Genomic DNA, 17,418 nt, shown 5'->3' on the forward strand with positions numbered 1-17,418 from the left:
TCCGGCGCCCGCTTCCAGCATGCACCGGAAAGGCGCGCGGTCAAAACGCATCCGATTGATCAGCATCACTTGGCATCGCCGGGTTTCGCCTTGACCCGCGGACGGAGCTCACCATGATGGCCGCAATGAGCCGTCTCGACGAATCCCCCACCGCATCGAATGTCGCCGAATACAGCGTCTCGGAAATCTCAGGCGCGCTGAAACGGACCGTCGAGGACGCGTTCGGCCATGTCCGGGTGCGCGGCGAGGTTTCCGGCTATCGCGGCCCGCACTCCTCCGGCCACGCCTATTTCTGCCTCAAGGACGATCGGGCACGGATCGATGCCGTGATCTGGCGGACGAGCTTCGCCAGGCTCGCCTTCAAGCCGGAGGAAGGGCTGGAGGTGATCGCCACCGGCAAGCTCACCACCTATCCCGGCTCGTCGAAGTACCAGATCGTCATCGAGACGATCGAGCCGGCCGGCGCCGGGGCGCTGATGGCGCTGTTGAACGAGCGCAAGCGCAAGCTGGAGGCCGAAGGGCTGTTCTCGGCCGACCGCAAGCAGCGCCTGCCCTATCTGCCGCGCGTCATCGGCATCGTCACCTCGCCGACCGGCGCGGTGATCCGCGACATCCATCACCGCATTGCCGACCGCTTCCCGGTCCGGTTGATCGTCTGGCCGGTGCGGGTCCAGGGCGAAACCTCGGGCGACGAGGTCGCGCGCGGCATCGAGGGCTTCAACGCGCTGGAGCCGGACGGCGCGATACCGCAGCCGGACCTGATCATCGTCGCGCGCGGCGGCGGCAGCCTGGAAGATCTATGGGGCTTCAACGACGAGGCGGTGGTGCGCGCGGCGGCAGCCTCGACGATCCCGCTGATCTCGGCGGTGGGACACGAGACCGACTGGACGCTGATCGACCACGCCGCCGACCGGCGCGCGCCGACGCCGACAGGTGCCGCCGAAATCGCCGTGCCGGTGCGGGCCGAACTTCTGGCCAACCTCGTCGGTCTTCACGCCCGGCAGGCCGGCGCGATCTCGCGGCGGCTCGATCAGGAGCGCAAGTCCGTCGCCGCCACGGCCCGCGCCCTGCCCTCGCCCGACATGCTGCTGGCGCTGCCACGGCGCCGACTCGACGAGGCCACCACCGCGCTCGGCCAATGCCTGCGCGTGGCGATTTCGGAAAAGCGTCGGCACTATGGGGACGTCGCCAGCCGGCTGTCGCCGTCGCGCCTCGACAGCCTGATCCGGGACAAGCGCTCGGATCTGCGCCATCAAGAGACCCGTGCCAGCCACGCGTTGCAGTCCAGGCTTCATGGCATGCGGCAGCGCTTCGAGCGGACGGCGGCGGGGCTGCAGCCATACCGGATCACCCTCGCCAGCGAGGCCGCGCGGCTGCGGCTGGACACGCTCGGTGAGCGGCTGTCGACGGCGCAGGTGCAGGCGACGGAAGCCCGCCGGCAGCGGATCGCGGCGGCCTGGCGCATGGCGGACAGTCTCAATCCGTTGCGCGTCCTGGAACGCGGCTATGCGATCATTCGCGGCGAGGCGGACGAGCCGATCGTGCGGGCGGACGGCCTGACGCCGGGCATGGCCTTCACGGTGCAGTTTGCCGGGAACGAGCGGCGCCCGGCCGTCGCGACGGGCGATGGCGGTTCGGACGCAGATCCCACGGCCGCTAAGAGCGGCGTGACGGCCCCGGCCAAGCCGAGCCCGCGCCGCCGTGCGGCGGCGAAAAAGCCCGTCGAGGGCCAGGGCTCGCTATTTTGACTAGTCATACACCGAGCAAAGCTGAGAGCTTCGGCCACGCAAGTATGAGCGCCACCGCCGCCGCCATCACTCCAAAGAATTGCCAAAAGCCCAAAGTTCGTTTCAACTCGCCTTCGACAGCTCCGACTCGAGTGCTCAAGCCGGTCTCGACACCTCCGACCCTGCCATGCAGACTGGCCTCCGCAGACGCTAGGTCAGCTTTACCGGCCATATTTTGGGCAATGGCCAATGTCCGCTCATCAATGCGTCCAAGAGTGACCCTGATGTCGGTCATATCGTTCTCAAGCTTGCTAACGCGTGCTTCCATGCCGTCATATTTGCCCCCGCCATCGCCAGGTGGCAAGGGCCGACTTCCATCTGATGGATGGAGAGAAACAACTTGCACCATATGATTAATATTTTCCTTGGATGGCTTCGGTTAAAAAAGACATAATAAATCCGCAGTTCGTGCAAGTGAAAAGATAGGACGGAATATAGGCGCCAGAGCTATCGCCCTCATGAACTACATGGCCACTTATGATCGGATTTTTATTGTCGCCAGAGAGAACCAAAGCTTCAATGGTGTTTTTTCCACACGATGGACAGGATTTTCCTGCATCACCACGAATCCTGTATACGGCCTCTTCGAGTTCATCTACCCGGCCATGATACGGATCTTTATCAAACTCTTCAGTCACATCAATTAGCCCTGTAATTATTTCATCGCTATGAACCGCAGCATTCTGGTTCAATTTTTTTCAGCATCGGCGAGGCCGAATAATGGCACAGAAAGGATGACAGCAGTTCTGTGTGACATCACTGCTGCATGGAACTGCCGAGTGTCGCAGGAACCCGCCGAAAATCAAGGGAACCGGTTTGCAACAAGGCGTCACACGAAATGCAGAATTGAGCGCTCTGCCCTATCTGCTAATCATTTTCTTCATTGTAAAATTCGATGGTACGGTTGGGTGGTCTCGAACCACCGACCTCCGGAGCCACAATCCGACGCTCTAACCAACTGAGCTACAACCGCACGGCGGACTCTCGTCCGCGCCAAGGTGCAGATAAAATCTTTCGCCGTCCTACGCAAGCCCGGATCGTCGATCGATCACGGCAAAACCCGGCTGCCGAGACAGGCCGGGTCTTCCTCGTGCGCATGGCGGCGGCGGGGCGACAGGCGTCCCGCCAGCATCTCGGCGGCCTGATTACTTGGCGTTCTTCTGCGCCTTCTGGAAGGCGTCGCGACTCGGCTTCATCATGTCCTGCGCGACCGACTGGCTCAGCGCCTGCATGTCCTTGCTCTGGTCGGTGGCCAACTCGATCTGCTTGCGGACGTAAGCCGTCTGCATCTCGATGACTTCGGCGAACGACTTGGCCGACATCATCTTGTCGAGGTGCTGGAAGCCGGCCTCTGCGTTGTTGCGCATCGCGTCGATCGCCTTCTTCGATAGTTGGAGCGAACCCTGATGGGCGTTCTCCATCGTCGACTCCAGAGCTTTGGTCGCTTCGTCCGCGGCGGACTTCATGCGGCCATAGGCCTCTTTGGACTGCTCCATCGACTTCTGCGTCATGGCGCGGAAGGTTTCGGTCATCTGCGACGGATCCATCCCCATCATCGACTGTGGGTTCGGCATCGCAAAGGGGTCCTGGGTGTTTTTCGAGTCGGCCATATCACTGTCTCCTCATGTTGGGTGTCGCCGATGGGAAGCAGGCGACTGCCCATTTATATAGCAATCATATTTGTGCAGTGCAACATTCGCTGAGTAATAGTTTGCACCTGCGAGACAATTAACCCTTAAACGCGACGAGTCCGGGCCAAGGCCGGAAGATTCTGGATTCCCTGGGGAGGCGCTATTATGAATCCATTCTTAAGATCGGCTCTGGACCGTGCATGATGCGTTGAGGCGCATAGGCGCGGCAAGCTTGAAAGCGTTGCCCATGGCGACACCGACGGTGCCCATCGCGTTAGCGATCATGGCACATCCGCAAGTACGCGAGGCCAACTCCGCTTCGACGGCTCTGGCCGTCTTCTCGTCCGATCTGACGCGGTTGCTCTGGACCAACAGCGCCGGTGCTCGTCTCCTACAGCTTGACGCGGCCGGACCGCAGCCGGCGGATGCCCAAATCAACACCGCCCCGATCCGCCAGATCCGCGCAGCGGGCCGCATGCTGGCGGCCGTAGGCCACGCCAAGGCGCTGGTGCGTCCGCTCGGCGGCGGGCTTGGGCCTCCAGCGACCGCCGAACTCCGGCCGATTTCCGGTGGCCAAATTCTCGACGATTTCGTTCTCGTCTCGGTGAGCGGGTTGCCGAGCAGCCATCCCACTGTTGACGATCCGACGATCCTGGCGGACGAAACGCTCGATCCGGAGACGCTTGCCGCCTTCCGCGTCTCGACGGACACGCATCGGGTCGTCGCGCGCGATGACGGGAGCATCCTGATGCTGGCGAAGCTCGACGACGAGCGTGTGCTGGTCTGGGTCGGCGCCGCACCGCAACGGCAGGGTGCCGAGGCCGATGGTCCAACCGACGATGATATTCCGGGCACCGATGGGGCGGATCCGACTTCGTCGCCCAGGGACGTCGCACTGGAACCCCAGGCCGATCCGGATGACAAAAGGTCCGATCAGATCGGCAAGATGGGGATGAGCGCGCTGCTCCAACGCTGGTACTTCAGAAACCGCGATGGTGGGACGTCGATGCCGGAGCCTGAGGCGGCGACGGAGCCGGACGAGGCCGACAGCGTCAATGTCGAGGCCGCCGTAACCGACGCAGCGGCCCACGAACGTGAGGGCGGCGCCGGACCGACTGGGGACGATCGCATTGTGGCGGCCGTTGATGCCGATGGCCCGACGATAGAGCAAAAGGACGAGTCCATCGATACCGATCGCGATACGTCCCGCGACGGGAATATCCCGGCCATCACCAGCGAGAACACGCTCATGCCGGCGCCGGGTCCGCAGCAGCCCTACGACGCCCATGCGGCAGCAGCTTCCCCTCCCCGTCCGCTGCGATCCAGCTGGGGGACACCGGCGCGCCCCACACCGGACGCTTTGCCGACGGAGCAGGTGCCGGAAAGCGACCGGGCCGCCAATGAAGGACAACCAACGCCGCCCGAGCCGGTGGCTGATGACACCGGATCGCGGCGCCGCGACCTCACCGCATCGGTACCATTGCGCGACGAACAGGAAGGCGATCGCGCTGCCTCCGCCGGTGATCTGGAGGAAGCAGACGACGGTGTCACGGAAACGCCGTTCTCGCCCCGCCTGGATGTCGTTTCGGTCCGCTTCGTCTGGCGCATCGACAGCGAGGGCCGCTTCCGCTCCTTGTCGCCGGAATTTGCCGCCGCCGTCGGCCCTCGCTCCGCCGACGTCATCGATCAGAGTTTTCATGAGGTTGCCGCGGCCTACGGGATCGATACCGATGGCGAGGTCGGTCGGCTCCTCGACCGCCGCGACACCTGGTCCGGCCGAACCGTCTACTGGCCCCTCGAAAACACCGCCAAGCGGGTTCCCATCGATCTCGCGGCACTTCCGGTCTATGCCCGCGACCGCAGCTTCGACGGCTTCCGCGGCTTCGGCATTGCGCGGCTGGCCGATGCCGTGGAGGATCCCGAAGCGATCGGCCTGGGTCTGGGCGCGCGCTCCAATGTGGTCGACCACGCGCTCGATGAATCACTGGCGGACGATTCCGTCGGCAGATCGCGCGAGATCGGCGGACGCGCCTTGCTGAAGCGGTTTTCGTCGGAGGAGCGGGAGGTATCCTTCGGCCGCCGCGATCCGGCCGATCGACCCGACACGCCCCCTGACCGCGTTGTGCCCAAGATCATTCGCCTGGAGGAGCGCCGGCGCTCCAAGGACGGCGACCTCAGCCAGGACGAAGAGGCTGCTTTCCGGGCGATCGGCCAGACCCTGGCCCACGAAGATGCGCCCAGTCGACTCGGGCAGGCAATCCAGACGGCGACACGGCGCATCGACGAATTGGAGAATGCTCGCGCCAACGGGCAGGTATCCGCCGAGGCGGCAAGCGAAGCCGGCCGGTCGCCCGATCCCGACAACGAGATGACGACCGCGAAGGAGCCGGTCGAGGACGCGGGCGACGGCGGCCAGCCACCGGCCGAGGCGGTCGTCGATGCCGCTGGTAGCGACGGAAACGGCCGTGACGACGGTGACGACGATACCGATACCAACTCCGCCGATATGCTGTCGTCGGACAAGTCCGCCCTGCTCGCCGAGCTTAAAACCGTTTACGCCGACCTTCCGCTGCCTGTCCTGGTGCAGGTCCGCGAGGATATCATCTATGGGAACCGCGAATTCCTCGATCTGACCGGCTACGAGACCGTCACGGCGCTGGGCGATGCCGGCGGCCTCGCCCATCTGTTCACCGATAGCCCGGAGCCGGACTCTGAGAACGAGGCGCTGTCGGTCCGGCGCGCGAACGGAGAGACGATCGCCGTTCGCACCCACATGCAGCGCTCGACGATCGCCGGGCGCTCCTGTCTGGTGATGTCCTTCTTCGCCTCGCCGAGCATCAGCGCGGCCGCCATTCGGCACGCTTCGGCCGGTATCGCCGACCTGGACAAGGCGAGCGACGACCGCGAACGCGAGACCCTGCGCCAGGAGGTCGAGGACCTGAAAGCCGTGATCGAGACGGCGGCGGACGGTCTGGTTCTGCTCGATACCGCGGGCACCATCCGCTCCATGAACGGCTCCGCCCACAAGCTCTTCGCCATTGCCGAGGGCGACAGCGCCGGACGCCCCTTCATCACGCTCTTCGCCCATCAGAGCCAGAAGGCGGCCAGCGACTATCTGGAGGACCTGCGGCACGGCAATGCCGCTTCCGCCGATAGCGAAGGTCGCGAGGTCATCGGCCGCGTCGCGGAGGGCGGCTTCGTTCCGCTGCTGCTGCGCTTTGGCCGGCTGCCGGACGAAAGCGGCTGGTATGCCGTCGTCCGGGACATCGCCCATCGCAAACGGGTGGAAGAGGAATTGACCACTGCCCGGCGCGAGGCCGAGGCGGCGAGCCTCCAGAAGAGCCAGTTCCTCGCCAATATCAGCCATGAACTGCGCACGCCGCTCAATGCCATTATCGGCTTCGCCGACGTCATGTCGGCGGAGTGCTTCGGTCCCATCGGCAATGAGCGCTACCTGGAGTATCTCGACGACATCAAGCGGTCCGGCCATCACGTACTCGACCTTGTCAACGATCTGCTCGACATCACCAAGATCGAGGCCGGCAAGCTCGATCTTGCCTTCGAGGCGGTCTCGCTGAACGAGGTGATCGCCGAAGTCGTGGCGCTGATGCAGCCGCAGGCAAACCGCGAGCGCGTCATCGTGCGCTCCAACCTGCCCTCGTCGGTGCCGCCGGTCATCGCTGACAACCGTTCGATCCGGCAGATCGCCATGAACCTCGTTTCGAATGCCATCCGCTTCACGCCGGCTGGCGGCCAGATCATCGTCTCGACCAGCTATTCGCCGGGAGGCGACGTCGCGCTGAGGTTCCGCGACAGCGGGATCGGGATGAGCGAGCGCGAGATTGAAATCGCCATGATGCCATTCCGGCAGATCAATCCGGATGCGCGCCGACGCGGGGAAGGCACCGGCCTCGGCCTGCCGCTGACCAAGGCGCTCGTCGAAGCCAACCGCGCCGCCTTCGCGATTTCCTCGACCCCTGGCGAGGGGACGCTGGTCGAAATTCTGTTTCCGCCGCAAAGAGTTCTGACCGACTGAACCGTTTCATGTCCCTCTCGCTTTAGAATGATTCAACATTAGAATACTTCTAAACCATTGATTTTATTCGTTATTTTCAATGAATCCTCTTGTGCTGTCCAAGCCCATGCGGCATGAGTGCGCCGGGTCGCATCCCAGGCGGCTCTTTCACCGCAAACGGGTGGGTTCTGTCGCGCGTCGATACGACCCACCCGTCCCGACCAGCCCAAACCGCGGGAGGCAATCGCCGCCGCGGATCGAGGAGAGTTTCAATGACCAAGCGTCTTTTGCCGCGGCTCGCGCGCGCCCTGACCCTGTCCGCCGGCTTCATTGCCGTGTCCTTCACCGCCGCGACCGCCAAGGCGGCGGACGTCAACATCTATACGGCGCGCCAGCCGGAGTTGATCCAGCCGCTGCTCGACGCCTTCACCGAGGAGACGGGTCTGACAACGGCGACAATCTTTCTCGACAAGGGTCTGGAAGAGCGCGTCGCCGCCGAGGGGGCCAATTCTCCGGCCGATCTGATCATGACCGTCGATATCGGCCGGCTCGACGCCGCCAAGCAGGCCGGCGTGGTGCAGCCGGTAGACGACGCGGCGCTGACGGCGAACATCCCGGCCCAATTCCGCGATGCCGAGAACGAATGGTTCGGCCTCACCGCCCGCGGCCGGGTGGCCTACGCCTCGAAGGAGCGCGTCGACGTGGACCAGATCACCTACAAGGACTTGGCTGATCCGAAATGGAAGGGACGGCTGTGCGTGCGCTCGGGCCAGCACCCCTACAATGTCGCGCTGATCGCCGCCTATATCGCCCATTACGGCGAGGACGCGGCGCGTGAATGGACCGCAGGCCTGCGGGACAACCTGGCCCGCCGGCCCGAGGGTGGCGACCGCGACCAGGCCAAGGCGATCTTCGCCGGCCAATGCGACATCGCGCTCGGCAACACCTATTACGTCGGCAAAATGGCAACCAACGACAAGGAGCCGGAACAGAAGGAGTGGGCCGAGGCGATCAAGGTGATCATGCCGACCTTCGACAACGGCCTGACCCATGTGAATATTTCCGGGATCGCGCTGGCCAAGAACGCGCCGAACAAGAACAACGCCCTGAAGCTGATGGAATTCCTGTCGAGCGACGAGGCCCAGAAGATCTACGCCGAGCTCAACTACGAATATCCCGTGAAGCCCGGCATCGCGACCTCTGAGCTGGTCACGTCCTTCGGCGAAATGAAGCCGGACGACATGCCGCTCGCCGAGATCGCCAAATTCCGGGCAAAGGCATCCGAAATCGTCGATGAGGTCGGCTTCGACAACGGACCGCAGAGTCAAACCCGAAGCTAAAAACCGGTCACAACGCGCACCCGGCGCCCGGGCGGATTTCCGCTTCGGGCGCCGGGCGTTTCTTCGCCGGCGTGCGCCTGCTAAGCCCTGTGGCCAGTCGCCATCGATTCCGGTTTCGCCGGACCGACCGCAGTTCGATCGTTTATCGCAGGATTGCCCACCGTTCTATGTCCAACGCCGCCCCGCTCCTGAAACCGCTCATCCGGAACCGTCTGCGCCTGAAGCGCGGGCGCGATCGCGGCTATCTCGTCGGCGCGACGGCGGTGGCGCTGACGGTGATCCTGCCGCTGGTCGCGCTGGTGGTCATCGCGGCGTCCGGCACGTCGACCAACTGGCGGCATCTGGCCGAGACGATCCTGCCGGAAGCCAGCCGCGTGACGCTCGCCCTGATGCTGGGGATCGCTCTCGTCGCCGGCTCGATCGGCGTGGTGACGGCTTGGCTCGTCGCCAGCTTCCAGTTTCCCGGAAGGCGGATTTTCGCCTGGGCGCTGGTGCTGCCGCTGGCCGTTCCGACCTATATCGCCGCCTACAGCGTCGTCGAATTCCTGCATTTCGCCGGGCCCGTGCAAACCGCGATCCGCGATCTCTTCGGCTTTCAAAGCGCGCGGGAATACTGGTTTCCGGAGATCCGCTCGCTCGGCGGCGCGATCCTGATCCTGTCCTCGGTGCTCTACCCTTATGTCTTTCTCACCGTGCGGCTGGTGTTCGTCATGCAGGGCCGCAAGGCCGGCGACGTGGCGCGCACGCTCGGCGCCTCACGGACCGCTGTGTTCGTCAAGATCCTGCTGCCGATGGCGCGGCCGGCGATCGCGATCGGCATCGCGCTGGCGCTGATGGAGGCGGTCAACGACATCGGCGCTGTGGAATTCCTCGGCGTCCGCACACTGACCTTCGCCGTCTATTCGACCTGGCTCAACCGCGGCGATCTCTATGGCGCGACGCAGATCGCCCTGTTCATGCTCGCTGTCATCGTCTTTCTTGTCCTGGTCGAGCGCTTCGCCCGGCGCCAGCAGCGTTTCACCATCCATCGCGGCGACCGTCCGCAGGAGGGCCATGAACGACTGCGCGGCTGGCGCGGCTGGCTCGCCGCCCTCGCCTGCGCCGTTCCCATCGCGGTCGGCTTCGGCATTCCGATTCTGGTGCTCGGCGACTTCGCCCTGCGGCGGCTCGACCAGCTGGCCGATCCGCAGCTCTGGCGGGCGCTCCAGCATACCGTCGTCATCGCCACAGCCGCTGGCCTTGCGACCGTCGGCGCCGGTTTCGCGATGGCCTACGGCATCCGTCTCACCGGCAGCCGGCGACTGGCGGCGCTGGTGCGGGTCGCCGCGCTTGGCTACGCCGTGCCGGGCACCGTGCTCGCCATCGGCATCCTGATCCCGCTCGCCGCCTTCGACAACGCCGTCGACGCGGTGATGCGCGACTGGTTCGGGGTCTCGACCGGTCTGCTGCTGTCGGGCTCGGGCTTTGCCATCGTCTATGCCTGCTTCGTGCGGTTCATGGCGATGGGCCACGGCGCCATCGAGAGCGGCCTTTCCAAGCTGTCGCCGCATCTCGACATGGCGGCGCGCACGCTCGGGCGCGGCCCCGGCGGCACGCTCCGGCAAATCCTGCTGCCATTGATGCAGCCGGCGCTGCTCACCGCGTTTCTCCTGGTCTTCGTCGATGCGACCAAGGAACTGTCGGCGACGATCCTGTTGCGCCCCTTCGATTTCGAGACCCTGGCGACTTTCGTCTACGCGCAGACCTCGCGCGCCGCCTTCGAGGACGGTGCCCTGGCGGCAGTGATGATCGTCATGGTCGGAATCCTGCCGGTGATGCTCTTGACCCGCTCGATCCTGAAGGAGACCGATCGGGCATAAGGGCGCGGCCGATCGGTGGCATCGAACCGCGCGGCTTGCCGCATCCCTCTCGCATTAGCCAAGGCCAAACAGAAGATACCACGCGACGCCGGCGACGGAGGATGCGGCGAGCACCTTGATCATCCCGATCCGAAAGCCAAGGACGGCGATGGCGGCGGCCAGCGAAAGGACGAGGGCCGGGCCGTTCACGCTGCTCCACACCGGCAGATCGATCGTCCCGCCCAGGAGAGATATCTCGCGCACCTTGCCGAACAGGACGTGCAGGCCGAACCATACGGCGAGGTTGAGGATCACCCCGACGACGGCCGCGGTGACGGCGGCGAGCGCCGCCGACAGCGCCCGGTTGCTTCGCAGCTTCTCGATGAAAGGCGCGCCGAGGAATATCCACAGGAAGCAGGGCACGAAGGTGACCCAGGTGGTCAGAAGACCGCCCAACGTCCCCGCGACGAACGGGTTCAACGTGCCGGGATCGCGGAAGGCGCCGAGGAAACCGACAAATTGCGTCACCATGATCAGCGGCCCCGGCGTCGTCTCCGCCAGGCCCAATCCGTCGAGCATTTCGCCGGGCGCCAGCCAGCCGTAGCCGTCGACGGCCTGCTGGGCCACGTAGGCAAGAACCGCATAGGCGCCGCCGAAGGTCACGACCGCCATCTGCGAGAAGAACAGGGCGATGTCGGTGAAGACGTTGCCGGCGCCGAGGGTGAAAAAGAGCAAGGCGACAGGCGCGAGCCAGAGCACCAGGAGCACGCCGGCAACGCGGATCACCCAAGCCAGGCTCGGGCGGGCGTGTTTCGGAATCGTCTCCCCCAGCGCCGAGTCGGCATCGGCGAGCACGGCGCCCTTCGTCGTGCCGTGTCCGCCACCGACGAGGAAGGCGCGGTGCCCGGAGCGACCGCCGGCATAGCCAATGGCTCCGGCCGCGAGGATGATCAGCGGAAACGGCACGTCGAAGTGAAAAATCGCGACGAAGGCCGCAGCGGCGATGCCGAGCATCACCCGGTTCTTCAGCGCCCGCCGACCGATCCGCACCACCGCCTCCAGGACGATCGCCAGCACGGCCGCCTTCAGCCCGAAGAACAGCGCCGCGACGATTCCGACATTGCCGAAGGCGGCGTAGATCCAACCGAGGACCATGATGCTGATGAGGCCAGGCAGCACGAACAGCGTGCCGGCGACAAGGCCGCCCTTCGTCCCGTGCAGCAGCCAGCCGACATAGGTGGCCAGCTGCTGCGCCTCCGGGCCAGGCAGAAGCATGCAGTAATTGAGCGCGTGCAGAAAACGGTTCTCGCCGATCCACCGCTTCTCCTCGACCAGGATGCGGTGCATCACGGCGATCTGTCCCGCCGGCCCGCCGAAGGAGAGCGCGGCGATGCGCAGCCAGACCCGTGTGGCCTCGGCGAAGGATATGCCATGGCCCTGCCCCAATGCCGGAGAAGGCGGCTCGCCGCGGAGACTGTCCATCATCTTATGTGTTCCGATCGGCGATTGGCGGGAAGCCGCCGCTTAGAGCGCCGGGCTTCCATTGAGAGGCACAAGGGACGCTCTGGCACTTTGATTGTGCACCGGAATGATCCACAAATCGGATTCCACTTTTTGATCCGATGCTCTAGCTCGCCAGCTCCTTCCGTCCTGCGAACTCGTGCAGCGCTTCTGGATTGGCCAGCGCCTCCTTGTTTTTGACCTCCCGGCCCTCGACCACTTCGCGCACGGCGAGTTCGACGATCTTGCCGGACTTGGTGCGGGGGATATCGGCGACCTGAAGCACCTTTGCCGGCACATGGCGCGGCGAGGCGCCGGCACGGATCCCCGACTTGATGCGCCGGGTCAGGTCCTCGGTCAGCGCGACCCCGTCGGCGAGCCGCACGAACAGGACGACGCGCACGTCGTCGTCCCAGGGTTGGCCGATGCAGATCGCCTCCTGCACCTCGTCCATCTGCTCGACGATGTTGTAGATCTCGGCGGTGCCGATCCTGACCCCTTGCGGGTTGAGCGTGGCATCCGAGCGGCCGTGAATGATGATGCCGCCATGCTCGGTCCATTCGGCGAAGTCGCCATGACACCACACGCCGGGAAACTGGTCGAAATAGGCGTTCTGATAGCGTTCGCCGGTCGGATCGTTCCAGAAGCAGACCGGCATCGCCGGGAACGCTTTCGTGCAGACGAGATCGCCCTTTTCGCCGCGCACCGGCATGCCCGCCGCGTCCCACACGTCGACCGCCATGCCGAGGCCCGGCCCCTGGATCTCGCCCTCATAGACCGGACGCCAGGGAACCCCGAGAACGAAGCAGGACACGATGTCGGTGCCGCCCGAGACCGAGGCGAGATGCACGTCGGACTTGATGCCCGCATAGACGTAGTCGAAGCTTTCCGGCGACAGCGGCGAACCGGTCGAGGCCAGCATCTCGACCGCCGACAGATCATGGGTTTCGATCGGCGTCAGTCCGTGTTTGCGGGCCGTATCGATGAATTTGGCGCTGGTGCCGAAGAACGTCGCCTTCTCCTGGGCCACGTAGTCGAAGATGACGTTCGGATCGGGATGGAAGGGCGAGCCGTCATAGAGCAGCAGCGTCGCGCCGGTGGCGAGCGCCGAGACCAGCCAGTTCCACATCATCCAGCCGCAGGTGGTGAAGTAGAAGACGCGGGAGTCCGGCCCGGCCCCGCAATGCAGGCGGAGCTCCTTCAGGTGCTGGAGCAGCGTGCCGCCGGCCGAGTGGACGATGCATTTGGGGATGCCCGTCGTGCCGGAGGAAAACAGGATGTAGAGCGGATGGGCGCAGGGCAGCCGCTCGAAAGCGATCTTCGCCGGCGCGAAGGGCGCGAGGAAGGCGTCGAGGGCGACGCCGTTGCTTACCTTGGACGCGATCGCTTCGGCTTGGCCGAGATAGGGAACGACGATGGTGCGCAAGGGCCGCAATTCCGCGGTGATCGGGACGAGCTTGTCGGCGATCTCGATGGCCTTGCCGGCATAGTAATAACCGTCGACCGTTACGAACAGCTTCGGCTCGATCTGGCCGAAGCGATCGAGCACGCCGCGTTCGCCGAAATCGGGCGAGCAGGACGACCAGACCGCGCCGATCGACGCGCAGGCGAGCATGGCGGCGACGGTTTCCGGCATGTTTGGCATCATTGCCGCGATCCGGTCGCCGGCGACGACGCCCTCGGCGCGAAAGGCCTGCGCGAGGCGCGAGACGAGGTCGGTGAGCTCAGCCCAGTTCACCCGCCGTTGCACCTTGTCCTCGCCGCGAAAGACGATGGCGTCGCCGGACTGCGGCCGTCCCAGAAGGTTTTCCGCGAAGTTCAGCCGCGCGTCCGGGAAGAAGCGATCCTCACGCATCGAATCACCTTCGGCGAGAATGGTTTCTCCACGCTCCCCGGCAACGCCGCAAAAGTCCCAGACCGCGCCCCAGAAAGCCGACCTGTTGTCCACAGACCATCGATGCAGCGCTTCATAGTCGGCGAATTCGAGGCTCTCGCGCGCTCCGGCCATGGCCGCAAACGCTGTCATCGGATGGCGCGCGACGCGCTCTTTACCGGGTGTCCAGAGCAGTTTGCCGCCCATTGTCTATCCCTCTTCGTGGCGCCTTTGCTGGTGCCATAGCCCTTCCCCGATGGCAACGATCGGCGCGATGTCGATCCTTTGCCCGAGGGACCGCGACCACGACGCCCTTGGCTTTACATTACGCCGGGGTCTAGAAGGGACGAATTGAAGAAGGAAGCTTCGTGACGCCCATTTCTCCCCGGGACAGGCTCGAATCGCAGCCCGAACCCTTGCGCGGAAGATCTCGGTTCATGCGCCTTTCGCGGATGGCGGCCGCGATCATGATCTTCCTCGTCCTGATCGCGCTTGCGGCCACGCTTCCCGGCCTTGCGCTGGGTTCCGACGCGGCGCGGCGCGCCGTCGTTGCCCGGCTGGAACACATGACTGGCGAACCCGTCACCATCGAGGGTGACATCGCGTTCTCGCTGCTTCCCCGAACCCGCATCATTGTCGACCGCGTGCGCATCGGCGCCACGGGCTCGCTCACCATCGGCCAGATCGTCGCCGATCTCGACGCCATGACGGCCTTGACAGGGTCGGCGAACATCTCGCGCATGGTGCTGATCCGGCCCGACATCAAATCGTCGGCGGATCGGCCGAAGGCGAACGCGGCGCCGTCACGGAGCGACGCCAAGCCGCGGCAGCTCGCCAGGATGCTCCTCGGTCGGATCGAGGGATTGCGGCGCATAGAGATCCGCGACGGCGCCATCCATCCCTATCCGAAGGTAGCGGGCGGAGGGATCAGCGATATCAATCTGATCGTCGCACGGGCCTCGAGCGGGGCTGCGCTACGCCTGTCCGGTTCGTTTCTGTGGAACGGGCAGCCAGCCGATGTGGATATCGATATCGGCGCTCCGGACGCGCTTGTGGCCGGCGGATCGAGCGGCGTCGACATCAACCTGTCCTCGGCGCCGTTGACCGCGAATTTCGATGGTACCGCGAGTCTCGACAACAACGCCACGATCAACGGCAGGATCGAGCTGACGGGCGCTTCTCTGCGCAACGGCATCGGGTGGTTTGCCGACCCCGACCTGCGGATACCCGATGTCGGTCCGTTTTCACTGAAGGGCGACCTGCTGCTCGCCGGCCTCCACGCCAATCTGCAGCAGGCCGACATATCGATCGCCGGCAGCCGGGGACATGGCGCGCTTGAGGCGAGTTTCGCCCCGGCTGCGCCCGTCATCGGTGGCACACTGGCCTTCGCAAGCCTCGACTTCAGCCCGTTTGCCCGCGCGGTATTGCCATTACCGGTCGATCCCTTCGACCTCAAACGACCGATCGACATCGACTTCGCCAAGGCAGTGAAGCTCGACATCCGCCTGTCGGCGGCGCAGGCAAACCTGGGTCCGCTACCGTTGAGGGATGTGGCAGCGGTCGTCAGGCTCGGCGATGGCCGGGCGGAGCTCGATATCGGCGATGCAGCCGTCTTCGGCGGCCGTAGCCAGGCCAAGCTCGTCTTCGACGCCAATGCGGCGACGCTCTCCGCAACGGGCCATCTTTCCGCCACCGGGATCGATACCGCCAGCTTGCTGAAAGCCCTGAAGATCGAAGCGGTCACCATGACCGGGCGCTCCAGCCTCTCCGCCGACGTGACAGCGCCCTTCCGCGACTGGGCATCCATTCTCGGCCGTGCCCGTGTCGAGGCCGAATTTGTGTCGCGCGACGGGACGATCCGCGGGTTTTCTCCCAAGGTTTTCGCCTTATCCGGGACGCGGCCACTCGCGGACGGTCTGGCGGGAACCACTGTCTCCTATACGGGCCTGGAGGCAACCATCGCGACAGACGGCGCCGGCGTTCGGTTGAAGGGCATGACGATCGAAAACGGCACCGGCGTCCTCGCAGCCTCCGGAGACCTGTCGCTCATCGCTGGCGACGTCACCATTCGCGGGCGTTACGATCCCCGGGCGCCCAAGACGGCCTCTTCCCAAGCCGCATTCACCACATCGAAACCGATTGCATTCACTATCGGGGGCAAATGGCCCAACCCGGACGTGACGACGCAGTAGGCTGACGACCCGGTCTGACACGTATCGAACGTGATGACCGGACGATCGATCGAGCTTGCGGCCGGCGCCCGACAACCGGATCGAAAACGTCGCATGTCAGGTAAATCCCTCGCCGACGCCCCGCACCGCGCCCGCCGCCGGATTGCGCCGATGCTCGCCGGAGCGTTCATGCTGACGGCGACCGGGACGGCATTCGCCGCACCGTCGACGGCCGAGGCGAGCGCCGATCCGAGCGCATGCGTCAGCCGCTATCACGCCGCGCTCGTCACAATCCGACAGTCCGACTACCCGAAGATCAAGGCGGCCCGCACGATTGCCTTCAAGGGCGACGACAGCCTACCCGGATCGCTGATTTTCGCACCGCCCTCCCGGCCTCGCGATCCGGAAGAGATGGCGGCGCTGCGGCAGGCCGTCGCCCAGGCCCGCGCCCGTGGCCGCGCCGCCTGGCTCGCCAGTTCCGACAAGCGGTGGATCGCCGACCGGATCGTGACCGAGCTCGGCGAATATCTCACCCAGGACGAATCCCCCTATCTGTGCGGCGGCGTGCCCGACTACCTCGCGACGGTGCGCGATTTCGCCCATCGGATCGCGTCCGCGCCGGCCGAGCCGGCGGAGCACCTGACGATTCAGCGCGAGGTGGCGCGGCGCGCGATCCGCCAGGCTTACGCGGCGATGCAGCCGGTGCCGGCGCCACATTTCGCTCCAACGGCGAGAGGCGGCGACCCCATCGCCGAGCTTCGCCCTTCCAAAGGCGCCGAGCGGATGAGTGCGTTCCTCACGCCCGCCGCGTATTCGACCAAAAAGCGCGTTTACGGGCCGGTCATCGATCCCGATCTGCCGCCGCTCGCAATGGCCAAAGTGACGCCGCTGGTGAGCGACCGCGACCGGCTTGCTGCGCTCGATGATCTCACCGAGGCGGCCGAGACGGGCGGATTCACGACCCCGCCAAAACGCGCCGTCGCGGCAACGGGCTCCGTCGGCGAAAAGCGCGATGCTCCGCAAACCCGGACGCGCCCGGTGCTGGCACGGCTGGCCGCGCTGAAACCCCTGGTTGTCGGCAAGCAGGCCACGATCGGCGATCCGCTTGTCCGGCGCGTGCTCCTCGCTGCCTTCGCCGAGATCGAGGCGCTCGACTATCTCGCCCACCGCCCGGCTGGAGGCGACCCGATGCTCGCGACGATCGAAGCCACGCTCGGCGCGATCGAGGCCGCGCACACGAAAGCCTGTGACTGCGCCGATTAA

At 65.2% G+C, this 17,418-nt stretch carries 11 protein-coding genes and 1 tRNA gene; 6 read left to right on the forward strand and 6 right to left on the reverse strand.

Annotation, left to right across the window (positions count from 1 at the left end):
• The first annotated feature begins 125 nt into the window (after positions 1 to 125).
• Entirely contained in the window at positions 126 to 1,748 is a 1,623-nt protein-coding gene (gene xseA, locus ING15_RS01360) for an exodeoxyribonuclease VII large subunit (RefSeq protein ID WP_206453231.1), read from the forward strand.
• 4 nt (positions 1,749 to 1,752) lie between these two features.
• Here xseA and ING15_RS01365 read toward each other — a convergent pair whose 3' ends face one another.
• The 4 genes from ING15_RS01365 to ING15_RS01380 all read right to left on the reverse strand — a co-directional run bounded on the left by ING15_RS01365 (position 1,753) and on the right by ING15_RS01380 (position 3,397).
• Complete coding sequence (locus ING15_RS01365; RefSeq protein ID WP_206452968.1) at positions 1,753 to 2,136, reverse strand: hypothetical protein; 384 nt, start codon at positions 2,134 to 2,136, stop codon at positions 1,753 to 1,755.
• 4 nt (positions 2,137 to 2,140) lie between these two features.
• Positions 2,141 to 2,479 carry a hypothetical protein gene (locus tag ING15_RS01370; protein WP_206452969.1) on the reverse strand — a complete coding sequence of 113 codons (339 nt, stop codon included), beginning with the start codon at positions 2,477 to 2,479 and terminating at the stop codon, positions 2,141 to 2,143.
• A 204-nt stretch (positions 2,480 to 2,683) separates the two neighbouring features.
• Positions 2,684 to 2,760: transfer RNA gene (locus ING15_RS01375), tRNA-His, on the reverse strand.
• A gap of 172 nt (positions 2,761 to 2,932) precedes the next feature.
• A complete protein-coding gene (locus ING15_RS01380; RefSeq protein ID WP_206452970.1) occupies positions 2,933 to 3,397 on the reverse strand; it encodes a phasin in 465 nt (154 codons plus the stop codon).
• Between the two features lie 268 nt (positions 3,398 to 3,665).
• Here ING15_RS01380 and ING15_RS01385 point away from each other — a divergent pair, with 268 nt between their 5' ends.
• The 3 genes from ING15_RS01385 to ING15_RS01395 all read left to right on the forward strand — a co-directional run bounded on the left by ING15_RS01385 (position 3,666) and on the right by ING15_RS01395 (position 10,632).
• Positions 3,666 to 7,454 (forward strand): ATP-binding protein, encoded by a 3,789-nt coding sequence (locus ING15_RS01385; RefSeq protein WP_206452971.1) that lies wholly within the window; start codon positions 3,666 to 3,668, stop codon positions 7,452 to 7,454.
• Between the two features lie 251 nt (positions 7,455 to 7,705).
• Entirely contained in the window at positions 7,706 to 8,773 is a 1,068-nt protein-coding gene (locus tag ING15_RS01390) for a Fe(3+) ABC transporter substrate-binding protein (RefSeq protein ID WP_206452972.1), read from the forward strand.
• A 167-nt stretch (positions 8,774 to 8,940) separates the two neighbouring features.
• Entirely contained in the window at positions 8,941 to 10,632 is a 1,692-nt protein-coding gene (locus ING15_RS01395) for an ABC transporter permease (RefSeq protein ID WP_206452973.1), read from the forward strand.
• A gap of 54 nt (positions 10,633 to 10,686) precedes the next feature.
• Here ING15_RS01395 and chrA read toward each other — a convergent pair whose 3' ends face one another.
• On the reverse strand, positions 10,687 to 12,096 hold the full coding sequence (gene chrA / locus ING15_RS01400) for a chromate efflux transporter (RefSeq protein ID WP_206452974.1): 1,410 nt from the start codon (positions 12,094 to 12,096) through the stop codon (positions 10,687 to 10,689).
• Positions 12,097 to 12,238: 142 nt separating this feature from the next.
• Positions 12,239 to 14,191 carry an acetoacetate--CoA ligase gene (locus tag ING15_RS01405; protein ID WP_206452975.1) on the reverse strand — a complete coding sequence of 651 codons (1,953 nt, stop codon included), beginning with the start codon at positions 14,189 to 14,191 and terminating at the stop codon, positions 12,239 to 12,241.
• Positions 14,192 to 14,421: 230 nt separating this feature from the next.
• Here ING15_RS01405 and ING15_RS01410 point away from each other — a divergent pair, with 230 nt between their 5' ends.
• A complete protein-coding gene (locus ING15_RS01410; RefSeq protein ID WP_206452976.1) occupies positions 14,422 to 16,176 on the forward strand; it encodes an AsmA family protein in 1,755 nt (584 codons plus the stop codon).
• Between the two features lie 93 nt (positions 16,177 to 16,269).
• A complete protein-coding gene (locus ING15_RS01415; RefSeq protein ID WP_206452977.1) occupies positions 16,270 to 17,418 on the forward strand; it encodes a hypothetical protein in 1,149 nt (382 codons plus the stop codon).

Source organism: Aurantimonas marina (genome assembly GCF_017183135.1).
GTDB lineage: Bacteria > Pseudomonadota > Alphaproteobacteria > Rhizobiales > Rhizobiaceae > Aurantimonas > Aurantimonas marina.

Coding starts and splice junctions, on each gene's coding strand:
- xseA (WP_206453231.1), top strand. CDS start 126: ATGAGCCGTCTCGACGAATCCCCCACCGCATCGAATGTCGCCGAATAC.
- ING15_RS01365 (WP_206452968.1), bottom strand. CDS start 2,136: ATGGTGCAAGTTGTTTCTCTCCATCCATCAGATGGAAGTCGGCCCTTG.
- ING15_RS01380 (WP_206452970.1), bottom strand. CDS start 3,397: ATGGCCGACTCGAAAAACACCCAGGACCCCTTTGCGATGCCGAACCCA.
- ING15_RS01385 (WP_206452971.1), top strand. CDS start 3,666: ATGGCGACACCGACGGTGCCCATCGCGTTAGCGATCATGGCACATCCG.
- ING15_RS01390 (WP_206452972.1), top strand. CDS start 7,706: ATGACCAAGCGTCTTTTGCCGCGGCTCGCGCGCGCCCTGACCCTGTCC.
- ING15_RS01395 (WP_206452973.1), top strand. CDS start 8,941: ATGTCCAACGCCGCCCCGCTCCTGAAACCGCTCATCCGGAACCGTCTG.
- chrA (WP_206452974.1), bottom strand. CDS start 12,096: ATGATGGACAGTCTCCGCGGCGAGCCGCCTTCTCCGGCATTGGGGCAG.
- ING15_RS01405 (WP_206452975.1), bottom strand. CDS start 14,191: ATGGGCGGCAAACTGCTCTGGACACCCGGTAAAGAGCGCGTCGCGCGC.
- ING15_RS01410 (WP_206452976.1), top strand. CDS start 14,422: ATGCGCCTTTCGCGGATGGCGGCCGCGATCATGATCTTCCTCGTCCTG.
- ING15_RS01415 (WP_206452977.1), top strand. CDS start 16,270: ATGTCAGGTAAATCCCTCGCCGACGCCCCGCACCGCGCCCGCCGCCGG.